Genomic DNA, 16,138 nt, shown 5'->3' on the forward strand with positions numbered 1-16,138 from the left:
AGGAACGCCGCCAACCTGTAGGAGCGAGCTTGCTCGCGATCCGGGTACGAGGAGATCGAGGGGCTTAGAGCCCCTCGTCCAGCACCTTCGCCAACATGTCGACAAAGAAGTCGACGCTCTGGCGCGTGGTGACCATCGGCGGCTTGATCTTGAGGATGTTCAGGTAGTCGCCGGTGGGCTGCATGAAGATCCCCAGCTCGCGCAGGCGATCGCACAGCAGTGCGGTCTCCTCCATGGCCGGCTCCAGGGTCTGGCGATTGCGGATCAGCTCCAGTCCCAGGTAGAACCCCGAGCCATGCACCGCGCCCACCAGCGGATAACGCTCGATCAGGGCTTCCAGGCGCTGCTTGAAGTGGCCGCCGACCACCTGGGCGTTTTCCCAGAGTTTTTCTTCCTGCATCACGTCGAGCACCGCCATGCCGATCCGGCAACTCACCGGGCTGCCGCCGGCCGAGGAGAAGAAATAGCCTTCGGCCTCCAGCGCTTCGGCGATCTCCCGGCGGGTGATCACCGCCCCCAGCGGCTGGCCGTTGCCCATGCCTTTGGCCATGGTGATGATGTCCGGCACCACGCCCTGCTCTTCGAAGCCCCAGAAGAACTTGCCCATGCGCCCGTAGCCGACCTGCACCTCGTCGGCGATGCACACCCCGCCCTGGGCGCGGACCAGGGCGTAGACCTGCTTCAGGTAACCCGGCGGCAGGGCGATGCCACCGGCGTTGCCATACACCGGCTCGCAGATGAAACCGGCCAGCTGGCGCTTCTGCTCCGCCAGCTTGGCCAGGTTGTGTTCGACGCTGCGCACGTAGTCCGGAGTGCTGTTCTGGCCGCGGAACTCACCGCGATAGGTATTGGGCGCGGTTACCGGATGCACCCAGTCCGGGCGGCTGCTCAGGGCCTGGGGGTTGTCGGCGATCGAGGTGGACACCGCGTCCGCGCCCACCGTCCAGCCGTGGTAGGCCTCCAGCACGCTGAGCATGTCGCGCCCGCCGCTGTAGGCCCAGGCCAGGCGGATCGCCAGGTCGTTGGCCTCGCTGCCGCTGTTGACCAGGAACACTCGGTCCATGGAGTCCGGCGCCAGCGCCAGCAGACGCTCGGAGAACTCGGCAATCGCCGCGTAGTGGAAGCGCGAGTTGGTGTTGAGCAGCGACCACTGGCGCGCGGCCTCGGCGGCCATGCGTGGATGACCGTGACCGAGCACCGCGACGTTGTTGAGCATGTCCAGGTAGGAACGGCCCTGCATGTCGATCAGGTGGTTGCGCCAGCCGCGCTCGATGCGTGGCGGGTCGACGTAATAGTGCTTCTGCGAGCGGGCGAAACTGGCATCGCGTCGCGCCAGCAAGGCTTGCGGATCGAGCTCCGGCTCGGCGTCGCAGGCCAGGCCCAGCAGCGCCGCCGGCGACGGGCACAGCGCCTGCCATGCCGCGGCTCGCGATGGCGTACAGAACAGCGGCGGATCAAGCTGCGCGCCACGGCACAGCTGGACCTTGAGCCCGCCGTCCACCGCCCCCAGCACCTGGCCTTTGACCAGCGCCGCGCCGGCATGCACCGAGGGCGTGACGCCCCATAGCCGTACACTCAATTGCGGGCCGTCGAGGCGCAACGCACCATCGGCAGCACGGTGCAGCACCCCGGCAAACGGCGCCTCGACCGCCGTGCCCGACGGCACCTGCAACTGCACATGCAACGGGAAGGTATCCGGTTCGACGGCACTGTCCGGGCAGGTCCGGGACAGGCGGTACTGCCCGTAGCGACTGGCCGCCAGCCCATGGGCCGCTGCGGCCTGCTGCAACAGCTGGGTATCGATCTCCGGCTGCTCCCAGTTGCCGGCCTCGAAGTGCGGGCTGAGCACGCCCAGGTCGATCAGGGCGAACTCGCGCCCCACCAGGCCCGGCAACAAGGGCGCGAAACCTTCGCCGGCGATGGCCGGCAGCGTCTGGCCGACCGCCCCGAGGATCGCCGCTTCCATCAATTCGAACGGCACCGAGGTGGCGACGCGGAAGATCTCCCATTCGTGGTTCAGGTTGTCGCGGCTGTACTGATTGTTCGGGTCGATGCTCACCTGCTGTTCGCCACTGAGCACCAGCACCGCGGCGCGGGCCACGATCAGCGGCCACAGCGCCAGCAACTCGGCCTGCTGTAGCGGATTGACTGCGTGATAGGCGCGGACCGCCGGCAGGATGCAGAACGGATCGCCCTCGGCATGGTGCAGCAACGCCGCACAGGTCACCGACAGGTCGGTGATGCGCCAGGTGCGGATCAGGTCGCCGAAATCGATCACCCCCTGCACCTGCCAGTGGCGTTGGGCGTCACGCTGCCAGACCACGTTGTCGTCGGTGATGTCCAGGTGGATCGCCTGCACCGGCAACTGCTCGGCCAGGCGCTGCACGCGGCGCTCGGCCTGCTCGGCCACCTCGGCGATCAGGCTGCGCTGCTGTTCATCGGCGATCACCGGCAACAGGTGGTTGATCAGGCTATGGGCATGACGCGCGTCCCATTGCAGGGTGCGCGTAAGTCCTGGGTGCTGGAAGTCCGCCAGGGCCAGGTCCATCTGCCCGCACAGCCGACCAAAGCCGGCTGCCAGCTCGGGGCCCAGGTGCTTGAGGTGGGTCAGCGGCTGGCCTTCGATGTAGTCGAGCAGCCGCACATGCAGCGCCTGGCCATCGACGTCCAGGGACAGCAGGTCGGCGCCGTTCTTCGCCGGGATCACCCGGGGTACGTGCAGCTCGGGGTGGGAGCCAAGGTGTTTGAGCGCCGCATGCTGGGCCTGCAGTTCCAGGGCCGCGTAGTCGCCACGGCAGATCTTCAGGACAAACCGCCCCTGGGGGCTGTCGAGCCGGTAGTTGAGATCCTGCTGGCTGCCCAACGATTGCAGCGTGCCGCCAAGGCCGTAGTGCACTTCGAGCAGGTCCAGCGCCTGCTGTGGGGTGACCTGCGGACCGGGCAGGCTGGCGCGGTGAATCAACGTGGCGAGCAACATGGAACGACCCCTGGAATTATTGTCAGATGCGTATATCGCCACTGCGCCAGGCGTTACGCAACCCCCAGGCCCGGGCAGTCGACAAGGGCTGCATCGCCGCCGGGAAGCTAAACAGGATGCCAATAGCCGGGCCAGACGTCGGCGCCCCTTGCAGCGGCCGCTGGCTGCCGACAAGCTATGCTCCATTCGCGACTTCATGTCTTAGGGAAGAAGGCCTACTCATATGCGCATTCTCGTTACCGGCGGTGCCGGTTTTATTGGATCGGCGCTGGTTCGCCACCTGATCCGCAACACCGAACACGAAGTGCTCAACCTCGACAAGCTGACCTACGCCGGCAACCTGGAGTCGCTGTCGAGTATCGCCAGCGACACCCGCTACGAGTTCGTCCAGGCCGATATCGTCGACCAGGCCACCGTCAGCGCCCTGCTCGAGCGCTTCCAGCCCCAGGCGATCATGCACCTGGCCGCCGAGTCCCATGTCGACCGCTCCATCGACGGCCCATCGGACTTCATCCAGACCAACATCGTCGGCACCTACAGCCTGCTGGAAGCCACCCGCGCCTATTGGCAGGCCCTGCCGGCGGCGGAGAAAAGCGCCTTCCGCTTCCACCATATTTCCACCGACGAGGTGTACGGCGACCTGCACGGCGTCGACGACCTGTTCACCGAAACCACGCCCTACGCCCCCAGCTCGCCCTACTCCGCCAGCAAGGCTGCGTCCGACCATCTGGTCCGCGCCTGGCAGCGCACCTACGGCCTGCCGGTACTGGTGACCAACTGCTCGAACAACTACGGGCCGTTCCACTTCCCGGAAAAACTCATCCCGCTGGTGATCCTCAACGCCCTGGCCGGAAAACCGCTGCCGGTGTACGGCAACGGCCTGCAAGTGCGCGACTGGCTGTTCGTCGAAGACCACGCCTGCGCCCTGCTCAAGGTGGTGACCGAAGGCGTGGTCGGCGAGACCTACAACATCGGCGGCCACAACGAACAGACAAACATCGACGTGGTGCGCGGCATCTGCCAACTGCTGGAAGAACTGGCGCCACGCAAGCCCGAAGGCGTGCAGCACTATGCCGACCTGATCACCTTCGTCCAGGACCGCCCCGGCCACGACCTGCGCTACGCCATCGACGCCGGCAAGATCGAGCGCGAACTGGGCTGGGTGCCGCAAGAAACCTTCGCCAGCGGCCTGCGCAAGACCGTGCAGTGGTACCTGGACAACCAGGAATGGTGCCAGCACGTGCAGGACGGCAGCTATCAAGGGCAACGCCTGGGTTTCAGCGACACCTGCGACCTGATTGCCTAAGCAGCTATTCGTATTGAACAATACCCGGCCACGGCCACAACAAATTCACTTTGCTGGAGAGACCCCATGAATGTAGTCACCACCGACCTGCCCGGTGTTCTGATCATTGAGCCCAAGGTATTTGGTGACGAGCGAGGCTTTTTCTATGAAAGCTTCAATGCCAAGGCTTTTGCAGAGGCAACCGGACTGAACACCCAGTTCGTTCAGGACAATCATTCCCGCTCCCAAAAAGGTGTACTGCGCGGCCTGCACTATCAGCTGGAAAATACCCAAGGCAAACTGGTGCGAGTCATCGCCGGTGAGGTGCTTGATGTGGCGGTGGATATCCGTCGCAGCTCGCCGCACTTCGGCAAGTGGGTGGCGGTACGCCTGTCGGCTGAAAACAACCGTCAACTCTGGGTGCCGGAAGGTTTCGCCCACGGCTTCGTGGTACTGAGCGAGTTCGCCGAATTCCTCTACAAGACCACCGACTACTACACCCCGTCGGCTGAGCGTAGCATTCGCTGGGACGATCCGACCCTGGCCATCGACTGGCAACTCGATGAAGCGCCAAAACTCTCGGCCAAAGACCAGGCGGGCAAACTGCTGACAGAAGCAGATGTGTTCTCCTAACCCCGTCACCACCACTCAAGTCCGCCGATGCACCTGACCTCTGCCATCGGTGGCAACCGCCAGCAATGCTTGTGTCTTGCCGGGCAGGGCTAGGCATAATGCGCCTGTACCCACAGGCGCATGTCCCTCATGACTCCACCCCTTCCCCGACGCCCCCGCTGGCGTAGCCTGGCTTTGCTGGCCCTGTGCCTGGCGCCGCTGCTGTGGCCGCTGGAGCATCTGGCCGAGCGTTATTACCGCAGCGAACTGGCGGGCCAGAACCGCCAGACCCTCGACCTCTACGTCGCCAACCTGTTGGGCACCCTGCACCGCTATGAAGTGCTGCCGCAGATTCTCGGCGAGCTGCCGGCGCTGCGCGCGGTCCTCGGGGCGCCGGACGACGGGGTGACCCAGGGCAACGCCAACCGCCTGCTGAAAAACATCAGCGCCCAGACCGGGGCCGAAGTGATGTACCTGATGGACACCTCCGGCAACACCCTGGCGGCGTCCAACTGGGACAAGCACGACAGTTTTGTCGGTCGTAACTTTTCCTTCCGCCCGTATTTCAGCGAGGCCATGGCCGGGCGCCTGGGGCGTTTCTTCGGCCTGGGCACCACCTCGGCCAAGCGCGGTTATTTCTTCGCCGCCGCCGTGCGCAAGGGCGAGAAAATCATCGGTGTGCTGGTGGTCAAGGTCGACCTGGACCACACCGAAAGCCTCTGGGGCAAGACCCCCGAGCAGTTGGTGGTCACCGACCACAATGGCGTGGTGATTCTCACCTCGCGGGCGGAATGGCGTTTTCGCTCGACCCGCCCGCTGAGCGAAGACGAAAGCAAGGCCATAGTCGCCATCCAGCCCTACCCGACCCGCGATCCACGGCCGCTGAACCTCGACTCCAGCGCCTGGCTGACCCAGACCCGAGAGATCGACGAAACCGGCTGGAGCGTGAGCATCCTCGCCCCGCGCACCCTGATCGACCGCCCGGTGCGCACGGTGGTGGCGGTGGGCGGCGCCACGCTGCTGGTGCTGATGCTGTTGCTCGGGCTGATGATGCAGCGCCGTCGCCACTACCTGGAGCGCATCGCCTTCGAAGCCAAGGCCCGGCGCGAGCTGGAAATGCGCGTGGCCGAACGTACCAGCGACCTGGAAGGCCTCAACCGCCGCCTCAGGCAGGAAGTGCTGGAGCGCGAGCACGCCCAGCAGGAACTGGTGCGCGCCCAGGACGACCTGGTGCAGGCCGGCAAGCTCTCGGCCCTGGGCACCATGTCGGCGAGCATCAGCCATGAACTCAACCAGCCGCTGGCGGCGATCCGCAGCTACGCGGAAAACGCCGAGGTGCTGCTGGACCACCAGCGCACCGAGGACGCCCGCGGCAACCTCAAGCTGATCAGCGAACTGACCGGGCGCATGGCCTCGATCATCGCCCACCTGCGCGCCTTTGCCCGCCGCGACCGCCACGCGCCGGAAAGCGTTGCCCTGCAACCGGCGCTGGACGATGCCCTGGCGCTGCTGGCCAAGCGTCGACGGGCGATGGAAGTGGAGCTGATCCGCGACCTGCCGGCGGCCACGCTGTGGGTCGAGGCTGGGGAGACGCGCCTGCGCCAGGTGCTCGGCAACCTGCTGGCCAACGCCCTGGATGCGCTGACCGAAAAAGGCCCGCCGCGCAAACTCTGGCTGAGTGCCGAATCCACCGCCACGGGCGTCAATCTGTACATTCGCGACAACGGTCCGGGCTTCTGCATGGAAGCCCTGGGCCGCGCCGGCGAGCCTTTCTACACCACCAAGACCCGTACCCAGGGCCTTGGCCTGGGCCTGGCGATCTGCGACACCCTGATGCGCGCCTTTGGCGGTGAACTGTCGTTCTCCAACCACCGCGAAGGCGGCGCCCTGATTACCCTGCGGCTGCGCGCCGGCGCGCCGGGAGTGAGCCTGCAACCGTCCGAGGACCGCAGCGTATGAGTACACCGATCACCAGTGACGTGCAGGTGGTATTGATCGACGACGATCCGCACCTGCGCCAGGCCCTGAGCCAGACCCTGGACCTGGCGGGGCTGAAGATCCTGCCGCTGGGCGAAGCCCAGGGCCTGGCCGCGCGCCTGGAGCGCGACTGGCCGGGGGTGGTGGTCAGCGACATCCGCATGCCCGGCATGGACGGCCTCGAACTGCTCAGCGAGCTGCACGGCCAGGACCCTGAGCTGCCGGTGCTGCTGATCACCGGCCACGGCGATGTGCCGCTGGCGGTGCAGGCGATGCGCGCCGGGGCCTACGACTTCCTGGAAAAACCCTTCGCCAGCGATGCCCTGCTCGACAGCGTGCGCCGGGCCCTGGCGCTGCGCCGCCTGGTCCTGGACAACCGCAGCCTGCGCCTGGCCCTGAGCGACCGCCAGGAGCTCAGCGCGCGGCTGGTCGGACTGTCCGCGCCGATGCTGCGTCTGCGCGAGCAGATCGGCGCCCTGGCGGCGACCAAGGCCGACGTACTGATCCTCGGCGAGACCGGCGCCGGCAAGGAAGTGGTGGCGCGGGCGCTGCACGACCTGTCGAGCCGGCGCAACGGTCCGTTCGTGGCGATCAACGCCGGCGCCCTGGCCGAATCGGTGGTCGAAAGCGAACTGTTCGGCCACGAGCCGGGGGCCTTTACCGGCGCGCAGAAACGCCGCATCGGCAAGTTCGAATTCGCCAACGGCGGCACGCTGTTCCTCGATGAAATCGAAAGCATGAGCCTGGATGTACAGGTCAAGCTGCTGCGCATGCTGCAGGAGCGGGTGGTGGAGCGCCTGGGCGGCAATCAACTGATCCCGCTGGACATCCGCATCATCGCCGCGACCAAGGAAGACCTGCGCCAGGCGGCCGACCAGGGGCGCTTCCGCGCCGACCTCTACTACCGCCTGAATGTCGCGCCGCTGCGTATTCCACCGTTGCGCGAGCGCGGCGAAGACGCCTTGCTGCTGTTCCAGCATTTCGCCGACGAGGCCAGCGCCCGCCACGGCCTGCCGCCCCACGAACTGCAACCGGGGCAGCGCGCCCTGCTGCTGCGCCACAGCTGGCCGGGCAATGTGCGCGAACTGCAGAACGCCGCCGAACGCTTCGCCCTCGGCCTGGAGCTGGCCCTGGACAACAGCGCGGCGGAGGGCGGCGCCTCGCAGCCGGCGCCGACGCTGGTCGAGGGCGGCCTGAGCGAACAGGTGGAAAACTTCGAAAAGAGCCTGATCGCCGCCGAGCTGGCCCGCTCCCACAACTCGCTGCGCAGCCTCGCCGAAGCCTTGGGTATTCCACGCAAGACCCTGCATGACAAACTGCGCAAACACGGCCTGAGCTTCGGCGACAGCAGCGCCAGTTCTGGTAGCGACGACATCGATTGAACGATGCCGACTAACCTTGTTAAAGCACCCCTTTCACCATCGAGGCCTTGCATGAACCGCGACAGTCGTCACCTGGAATCCATCCTCCATCACGACATTCCCCTGACGCGGGACATGGGCCTGAAAGTGCTCGACTGGCACGCACACGAGCTGCGCCTGCAACTGCCGCTGGAAGCCAACGTCAACCACAAGAGCACCATGTTCGGCGGCAGCCTGTATTGCGGCGCGGTGCTGGCCGGCTGGGGCTGGCTGCACCTGCGGTTGAAAGAAGCAGGGATCGACGACGGGCACATCGTGATTCAGGAAGGGCAGATCAACTACCCGCTGCCGGTGACCAGCGACGCCACGGCGATCTGCGCCGCGCCGAGCGAAGAGGTGTGGCACCGGTTCGTGACTATGTATGAGCGCTACGGTCGCGCGCGGCTGATCCTGCACACCCGGGTGGTGAATGCCGGCAGCGATGAGGATGCGGTGCGCTTTACCGGGCAATACGTGTTGCACCGGTAACCCTGTAGCCGCTGGCGCAGCCTGCGATTGGGCTAGGCGGCACTCCGACGAAGCGGCCGTGGATCGACTGACGATATTCTGTCTGACACACCGCGCGGACCGGTTTACGACTGCTGCGCAGCCGATCGCAGGCTGCGCCAGCGGCTACAAAGATCAGCCTCGCGCCAGCTCCAGCAAGCGCCCACGCCATGCGGCCTTGGCCGGCAGCGCCAGGAAGAAGCCATTGAGCAGCGATTCCCGCGCCGGGTAGCAAAACGGCTCGCCACTCAGATCCAGCACCTCGCCTCCAGCACCCTCCAGCACGCCTTGGGCCGCCGCGGTGTCCCACTGCGAAGTCGGCGCCAGTCGCGGATAACAATCCGCCGCGCCTTCGGCCAGCAGGCAGAACTTCAACGAACTGCCGATGTTCGCCAACTGCAACTCGCCCAGGGTCGCGCTCAGGCCGGCCAGCAGACGTTCCTGCTCGGGGCTGGTATGCCGACGGCTGGCGACCACGGTGAAGGCTTCGCCCGCCGTCAGGCTGTCACGCACGTGGATCGCCACCGGCGCCTCGCCCTTGTCCGCGCGCCAGGACCCGAGGCCGGCGCCGCCGAAATAGCAGCGACCGCTGGTCGGCATCGACACCACGCCGAACACCACCCGCCCCTGTTCGATCAGGGCGATGTTGACGGTGAACTCTTCGCTGCCGGAGATAAATTCCTTGGTGCCGTCCAGCGGGTCCACCAACCACCAGCGCTGCCAGCCGGCACGCACGTCTTGAGGGATATCGGCGTCTTCTTCGGAAAGCACCGGGATGCTCGGGTCCAGCGCGGTCAGGCCTTGCACGATCAGGTGGTGGGCCGCCAGATCGGCCGCGGTCACCGGCGACTCGTCGGCCTTGCTGGTGATGGCGACGTTGGCGCGCCAGAACGGCAGGATCGCCTCGCCGGCCTTCAAGGCCAGGTCGATCACTGGCGCCAGCAATGGGTGGGGAAAATTCATCGGTTGTTCGCTCATGCTTGAAAGGCGCCGCGCTGGGTCAGCAGGTCGCGGGCCAGGTACAGCGCGGCCAGGGCGCGGCCCTCGGTGAATTGCGGGTTCTGCGCCAGGCTCGACAGCTCGCGCAGGTTGATCTTGTCCACGCGCATCGGCTCGGGCTCATCGCCCTCCAGCCGTTCTTCGTAGAGGTCGGTGGCCAGCACCACCTGGATCTTCTGGCTCATGTAGCCGGGGGACAACGACAGCTCGGTCAGATGCTCCAACTGCCGCGCGCCAAAACCGGCCTCCTCCTTGAGCTCACGTTCGGCGGCCGCCAGCACATCCTCGCCGGGCTCGATCAGGCCCTTGGGCAGCGACAGCTCGTAGGCGTCGGTGCCGCCGCAATATTCCTCGACCAGCACCGCATGATCGGCATCGAGCATCGCCACGATCATCACCGCGCCGTAGCCCGCGCCCTTGCCCACCAGACGCTCGTAGGTGCGCTCCACACCGTTGGAAAAGCGCAACTGCACCGCTTCGACGCAAAACAGACGGCTGGTGGCGACGATCTCGCGGGCGAGTACGGTGGGTTTCTGGCGCATACAAAGGCTCCTTGGCGTGAACGCGCTACTATAACGCGGCTTTCCCGATTGTTTGTGTCGGATATCTTTCTACCGTTCGAGACGTTCTCCATGCCTTCACTGCCCTGGCGCGACATCGATACCGTTCTGCTGGATATGGACGGTACCCTGCTGGACCTGCACTACGACAACCACTTCTGGATGGAGCACCTGCCCCAGCGCTATGCCGAGCTGCATGGCGTCAGCCGCGCCATGGCGGAAATGGAACTGCAGCCGCTGTTCGAGCGTAACGCCGGACAATTGCAGTGGTATTGCCTGGACTTCTGGAGCGCCGAACTGAAGTTGCCGGTGCGCGAACTGAAGCTGGAGACCGCCCACCTGATCTCCCTGCGCCCGGACGCCGATACCTTTCTTGCGGCAATCAAGCAGGCAGGAAAGCGCGTGGTGCTGATCACCAATGCCCACCGCGACTCGTTGTCATTGAAGTTGGAAAAAGTAGAGCTGGCGCCCTACTTCGAACGTTTGATCAGTTCCCACGATTACGGTTTCGCCAAGGAGAACCCGCAGTTCTGGGACGCGCTGCAAGCGGATATCGACTTCGATCCGGCACGCAGCCTGTTTATCGACGACACCCTGCCGATCCTGCGCAGCGCGCGGGATTTCGGTGTGGCCCATCTGTTGGCGGTGAGTGAACCGGACAGCCGCAAGGGGCCGAAAGACACGGCGGAGTTTACCGCGCTGGGGGATTATCGAGAATTGATCGAGGGGCTGTAGAGCAATCCTGTAGCCGCTGCCGCAGGCTGCGATCGACCGTGGAACGGTCGCAGCGATGTTGATCGCTGAAGGTCCTTCGGACCTTATCGCAGCCTGCGGCAGCGGCTACAGGCCGAGCATTACTCGGGAATACGCAGTACCTGGCCCGGATAGATCTTGTCCGGGTGCGACAGCAGCGGCTTGTTGGCCTCGAAGATTTTGTTGTACTTGTTGGCGTCGCCGTACACGGCCTTGGAAATGGCGCTGAGGGTGTCGCCTTTTTTCACGGTGACAAAACGCGCGGCAGCCGCCACAGGACCGGTGACGGTGATCTGGTCGTCGACGCTGCCGACACCTTCGATGTTGCCCACGGCCAGCAGAATCTTTTCCTTCTCTTCCTGACTGGCCACTTCGCCGGTCACGATGACCTTGTCGCCTTCCACGGTAGCCTGGACGTTGGGGTTACCCAGGCCGACCTTGGCGATGTGCTCCTTCAACTGTTCGCTCGCATTGGCGTTACCCGGCGTCAACAAATCGATAAGCTTTTCGCCCGCTTCTTTCACAAAGCTAAAAATACTCATGGTGCACACTCCTTGGGTTTAATAGGTCCAGACGCGAAAGACTAGACCAGCCTTCAGAGACGAGGTTCAAAATCGACCAATGACTCTGTGCACGGCAAGCACGCTAGAATCGCCTCCCCCCGCGCCCAGGAAGCGAAGATGGACATCAAACAGCTGAAATTCCTCATCGCTCTCGACGAAACCCGCCACTTCGGCCAGGCCGCCGCGCGCTGCCACATCACCCAGCCGACCCTGTCCATGCGCCTGCGCAACCTCGAGGAAGAACTCGAGCTGCCGCTGGTCAACCGCGGCCAGCGTTTCGAGGGCTTCACCGCCCCCGGGGAACGGGTGCTGGCCTGGGCCCGCAGCGTGCTGGCCGCCTATGACGGGCTGCAGGCCGAGGCGGCCGCCTGTCGCGGCAATCTGGTCGGTACCCTGCGCCTGGGGGTGGTGCCGCTGTCGAGCTTCGACCCGCTGCCACTGATGCAGCGCCTGCACCAGGCGCACCCGAATGTGCGCTTCGAGTTGTCGGCGCTGAGTTCCGAACAGATCCTCGAACAGCTGGCGAGCAATCGCCTGGATATCGGCGTTTCCTACCTGGAGCGCCTGGACAGCGAACGCTTCGAATCCCTGGCCCTCGGCGAAACCCGCATGGGCCTGCTCTACGACCAACGCTTCTTCAGCTTCGGCGAGCAGCCCCTGAGCTGGGAGGCCGTGATCGAACTGCCGCTGGGCATGCTGACCAGCGGCATGCATTTTCGCCAGTCCATCGACCATAACTTCCACAGCCGCGGCCTCACCCCACAACCGCTGCTGCAGACCGATGCCGTGCATCAACTGCTGCAAGCCGTACATGGCGGCCTGTGCTGCGCGATCATGCCGTTGGACGGCGGCCTGGAAGCCCTCACCGAACACCTGCGCCTGCAACCCATAGCAGACGCCAATACCCTGGCGCACCTGGGCCTGATCATGCGCCGCAGTGCACCGCGCTCGGCCCTCGCCGAGGCGTGCTTTGCCCTGCAGCAGAAATCACCGAGCGAGCCTTGATCGACGGCATCTATCGGCACATCAGTACTAGCAATTAGACGCGACACTTTGACGCGCTTAGTCTTAGGGCTGGATATTCCGCCGGTGATGCCCCATGAAACCCCAGCGCCCGGCTTGCGCGACGCCCACTGCGAAAACGCCCGCGCCCGCCGCCAGTCAGAACTACCGCTACAGCAACCTCGACCACACGGAATCGGCCAGCACCGCGCTCGCCGAGGAAGTCGCGCTGGCGATCGCCTACAACGGCATCAGCCAGGCCGTGATGCTGGTCACCCCCAGCGACCTGGAAGACTTCATCGTCGGCTTCAGCCTCGGCAGCGGCATCATCGGCGACGCGTCGGACATCTACGACCTGCAACTGAGCGGCAGCGGTTCGGCCCAATACGCCCAGGTACAGATCTCCAGCCGCGCCTTCTGGAACCTCAAGCAACAACGCCGGCAACTGGCCGGTACCAGCGGTTGCGGCCTGTGCGGCGTGGAAGCCGTGGAGCAGGCCCTGCCGGACCTCAAGGTGCTGCCCGGCGCGCCGTTGCCGCCGGCCCAATGGCTCGATGGCCTGCGCCAGCGCATCAGCGCCTTCCAGCCCCTGGGCCAGCACTCAGGCGCAGTGCATGCGGCGGTGTTCATGAACGCCCAGGGCGAGCTGCTGCTGGGCCGTGAAGATATCGGCCGGCACAACGCGCTGGACAAGCTGATCGGTGCGTTGATCCGCCAGAACATAACCACTGCCGGCGGCGTGGCCATCGTCACCAGCCGTTGCAGCCTGGAACTGATCCAGAAAGTCCTGCGTGCCGGCATCCAGACCCTGGTCAGCCTGTCGGCGCCCACCGGCCTGGCCCTGCAATGGGCACGCCGGCACAACCTCAACCTCATTCACCTGCCACAAAAAAGTGCGCCACGGGTCTATAGCCCTGCGATGGAGAAACAAGCGTGACCACTCATCATCAAGCCGACCAGACACCCACCCCGCGCTACAAGCCCTACAAGGGCCCGGCCGGCGGCTGGGGCGCGCTCATCAGCGTCGCCCAGGCCTGGCTGACGAGTGACAACGCACTGAAGAACATCCGCATGATGCTCAAGACCAACCAGAACGGCGGTTTCGACTGCCCGGGCTGCGCCTGGGGCGACTCGCCGGAAAGCGGCATGGTCAAGTTCTGCGAGAACGGCGCCAAGGCGGTGAACTGGGAAGCCACCAAACGCCGCGTGGACGGCAAGTTCTTCGCCAGACACAGTGTCAGCTCGCTGCTGGAGCAGAGCGACTACTGGCTCGAATACCAGGGCCGCCTGACCGAGCCCCTGAGCTACGACGCCGAGACCGATCGCTATAAGCCCATCAGTTGGGAAGCGGCCTTCGCCCTGATCGGCAAGCACCTGCGAGCACTGCCCAGCCCGGACATGGCCGAGTTCTACACCTCGGGCCGGGCCAGCAACGAAGCGGCGTACCTGTACCAGCTGTTCGTGCGCGCCTACGGCACCAACAATTTCCCCGACTGCTCGAACATGTGCCACGAGGCCAGCGGCGTGGCCCTGGCGCAGAGCGTCGGCGTCGGCAAAGGCACCGTGACCTTCGACGACTTCGAGCATGCCGATGCGATTTTCGTCTGGGGCCAGAACCCCGGCACCAACCATCCACGGATGCTCGAGCCGCTGCGCGAAGCAGTGAAACGCGGAGCCCAGGTGGTCTGCATCAACCCGCTGAAAGAGCGCGGCCTGGAACGCTTCCAGCATCCGCAGCACCCGATCGAAATGCTCACCAACGGCAACAAGCCGACCAATACCGCCTACTTCCGCCCAGCCCTGGGCGGCGACATGGCGGTGGTGCGCGGCATGGCCAAGTTCCTCCTGCAATGGGAACGCGACGCCCAGAAGACTGGCGCGCCGGCGGTGTTCGATCACGACTTCCTCAACGAACACACCGCCGCCGTGCTGGATTACCTGAGCGTCATCGACGACACCCCATGGGACGAGATCGTCGAGCAGTCCGGCCTGACCCTGGTGGAGATCGAGCGCGCGGCGCGCATGTACGCCAAGGGCAAGAACGTGATCATGTGCTGGGCCATGGGCATCACCCAGCATCGCCATTCGGTGCCGACCATCCAGGAAATCGCCAACCTGATGCTGCTGCGCGGCAACATCGGCCGTCCGGGCGCCGGCCTGTGCCCGGTGCGTGGCCACAGCAACGTGCAGGGCGACCGCACCATGGGCATCAACGAACAGCCGCCGGTGGCCTTCCTCGACGCCCTGGAGCGACGCTTCCAGTTCAAGGTGCCGCGCGAGAACGGCCATAACGTGGTCGAGGCGATCCACGCCATGCTCGAAGGCCGTTCGAAAGTCTTCATCGGGCTGGGCGGCAACTTCGCCCAGGCCACCCCGGACAGCCCGCGGACCTTCCAGGCCCTGCGCAACTGCGACCTGACCGTGCAGATCAGCACCAAGCTCAACCGCAGCCACCTGGCCCACGGCAGGGAGGCACTGATCCTGCCGTGCCTGGGCCGCACCGACATCGACCTGCAGAGCGAAGGCGCGCAAGCAGTGACCGTGGAAGACTCCTTCAGCATGGTCCACGCCTCCAACGGCCAGTTGCAGCCACTGTCACCGCAGATGCGTTCAGAGCCGTCGATCCTCGCCGGCATCGCCGCCGCTACCCTGGGCAGCCACCCGGTGGACTGGAACTGGCTGGTGGCCGATTACAGCCGCATCCGCGACCTGATCGCCGACACCATTCCCGGCTTCAAGGACTTCAACGAGCGGGTGAAAAACCCTGGCGGCTTCTACCTCGGCAACTCGGCCGGCGCGCGGCGCTGGAACACCCCGTCTGGCCGCGCCAATTTCCGCCCGAACCTGCTGCCCAAGGATCTGGTGCATGAGCGCACCCGCGCCACCGGGCAGTTGCCGGACCTGATCATGCAGTCGATGCGTTCCCACGATCAGTACAACACCACCATCTACGGCCTGGACGACCGCTATCGTGGCGTGAAGGGCCAGCGCGACGTGCTGTTCGTCAACGAAGCCGACATCATCCGCCTGGGCTTCAAGCCGGGGCAGAAAGCCGACATCGTTTCGTTGTGGGATGACGGTCGCGAACGTCGGGTCAAGGGTTTCACCCTGCTGGCCTTCGATATTCCGGCGGGGCAGGCCGCGGCCTACTACCCGGAGGTGAACCCGCTGGTGCCGCTGGAAAGCATCGGGGACGGCAGCTACACCCCGACCTCGAAGTTCGTCGCGATCCGCCTGGAGGCGGCCAGCGACAGCGGCTTGATCATGGCCCGGTCGGCCTGATCGGCGAACTCATTGGCCCTGTAGCCGCTGCCGCAGGCTGAGGAGGCGTTGTTCTTGAGGGCGCTGGAAGGCGCTATGCGCCTTATCGCAGCCTGCGGCAGCGGCTACGATCCGCGAGATGTTCCAGCGCCAACCAAATCGCAGGCACAAAAAAGGCCGTTTCCATCCAGAAGCGGCCTTTTCCAAGTAGCTACAGACTCGCAAAAACGGGATAAGTTCCC

General features: G+C 65.2%; 13 protein-coding genes. 9 read left to right on the forward strand and 4 right to left on the reverse strand.

All coding sequences use genetic code 11. The annotated features are described in order from the left end of the window. Nucleotides 1-64: 64 nt before the first annotated feature. The gene (locus PVZ78_RS09750; protein ID WP_273828612.1) at nt 65-2,977 is read right to left on the reverse strand and encodes an aminotransferase; all 2,913 of its coding nucleotides are present in this window, start codon (nt 2,975-2,977) and stop codon (nt 65-67) included. A gap of 223 nt (nt 2,978-3,200) precedes the next feature. Here PVZ78_RS09750 and rfbB point away from each other — a divergent pair, with 223 nt between their 5' ends. From rfbB to PVZ78_RS09775, 5 genes are all read left to right on the forward strand, one after another. Next, the gene (gene rfbB / locus PVZ78_RS09755) at nt 3,201-4,283 is read left to right on the forward strand and encodes a dTDP-glucose 4,6-dehydratase (RefSeq protein WP_273828613.1); all 1,083 of its coding nucleotides are present in this window, start codon (nt 3,201-3,203) and stop codon (nt 4,281-4,283) included. A 66-nt stretch (nt 4,284-4,349) separates the two neighbouring features. Beyond that, nucleotides 4,350-4,895: a dTDP-4-dehydrorhamnose 3,5-epimerase gene (gene rfbC, locus PVZ78_RS09760; RefSeq protein ID WP_038630375.1), complete on the forward strand. Its 546-nt coding sequence runs from the start codon at nt 4,350-4,352 to the stop codon at nt 4,893-4,895. A 129-nt stretch (nt 4,896-5,024) separates the two neighbouring features. Continuing rightward, entirely contained in the window at nt 5,025-6,833 is a 1,809-nt protein-coding gene (locus PVZ78_RS09765) for a sensor histidine kinase (RefSeq protein ID WP_101281663.1), read from the forward strand. Continuing rightward, on the forward strand, nt 6,830-8,233 hold the full coding sequence (locus PVZ78_RS09770; protein WP_009046480.1) for a sigma-54-dependent transcriptional regulator: 1,404 nt from the start codon (nt 6,830-6,832) through the stop codon (nt 8,231-8,233). Before PVZ78_RS09765 ends, PVZ78_RS09770 begins: the two co-directional genes overlap by 4 nt. A gap of 51 nt (nt 8,234-8,284) precedes the next feature. Further along, nucleotides 8,285-8,740: a YiiD C-terminal domain-containing protein gene (locus tag PVZ78_RS09775; RefSeq protein WP_007931705.1), complete on the forward strand. Its 456-nt coding sequence runs from the start codon at nt 8,285-8,287 to the stop codon at nt 8,738-8,740. A 153-nt stretch (nt 8,741-8,893) separates the two neighbouring features. On the opposite strand, the gene cysQ is transcribed toward PVZ78_RS09775, so the two are convergent. Both cysQ and nudE read right to left on the reverse strand, forming a co-directional pair. Then, nucleotides 8,894-9,721, reverse strand: coding sequence for a 3'(2'),5'-bisphosphate nucleotidase CysQ (gene cysQ, locus PVZ78_RS09780; RefSeq protein WP_273828614.1), 828 nt, complete (start codon nt 9,719-9,721; stop codon nt 8,894-8,896). An 11-nt stretch (nt 9,722-9,732) separates the two neighbouring features. Beyond that, nucleotides 9,733-10,299, reverse strand: coding sequence for an ADP compounds hydrolase NudE (nudE, locus tag PVZ78_RS09785; protein ID WP_007931715.1), 567 nt, complete (start codon nt 10,297-10,299; stop codon nt 9,733-9,735). A gap of 90 nt (nt 10,300-10,389) precedes the next feature. On the opposite strand from nudE, the gene yrfG reads away from it, so the two are divergent. Beyond that, nucleotides 10,390-11,052, forward strand: a complete 663-nt coding sequence (gene yrfG, locus PVZ78_RS09790; protein ID WP_273828615.1) for a GMP/IMP nucleotidase — start codon at nt 10,390-10,392, stop codon at nt 11,050-11,052. A gap of 119 nt (nt 11,053-11,171) precedes the next feature. Here the strand turns inward: yrfG and lysM are convergent, their stop codons facing one another. After that, nucleotides 11,172-11,612: a peptidoglycan-binding protein LysM gene (lysM, locus tag PVZ78_RS09795; RefSeq protein ID WP_009046477.1), complete on the reverse strand. Its 441-nt coding sequence runs from the start codon at nt 11,610-11,612 to the stop codon at nt 11,172-11,174. 138 nt (nt 11,613-11,750) lie between these two features. Between lysM and PVZ78_RS09800 the strand changes: the two genes are divergently transcribed. The 3 genes from PVZ78_RS09800 to PVZ78_RS09810 all read left to right on the forward strand — a co-directional run bounded on the left by PVZ78_RS09800 (nt 11,751) and on the right by PVZ78_RS09810 (nt 15,917). Next, on the forward strand, nt 11,751-12,638 hold the full coding sequence (locus PVZ78_RS09800; RefSeq protein ID WP_009046476.1) for a LysR family transcriptional regulator: 888 nt from the start codon (nt 11,751-11,753) through the stop codon (nt 12,636-12,638). Nucleotides 12,639-12,732: 94 nt separating this feature from the next. Next, a complete protein-coding gene (gene fdhD / locus PVZ78_RS09805) occupies nt 12,733-13,572 on the forward strand; it encodes a formate dehydrogenase accessory sulfurtransferase FdhD (RefSeq protein WP_124323289.1) in 840 nt (279 codons plus the stop codon). Then, nucleotides 13,569-15,917, forward strand: coding sequence for an FdhF/YdeP family oxidoreductase (locus PVZ78_RS09810; protein ID WP_273828616.1), 2,349 nt, complete (start codon nt 13,569-13,571; stop codon nt 15,915-15,917). The genes fdhD and PVZ78_RS09810 overlap by 4 nt, the downstream gene beginning before the upstream one ends. Nucleotides 15,918-16,138 lie beyond the last annotated feature (221 nt).

Source organism: Pseudomonas sp. SBT1-2, assembly GCF_028640875.1.
In the GTDB taxonomy this organism is placed as follows: Bacteria; Pseudomonadota; Gammaproteobacteria; order Pseudomonadales; family Pseudomonadaceae; genus Aquipseudomonas; species Aquipseudomonas chlororaphis_I.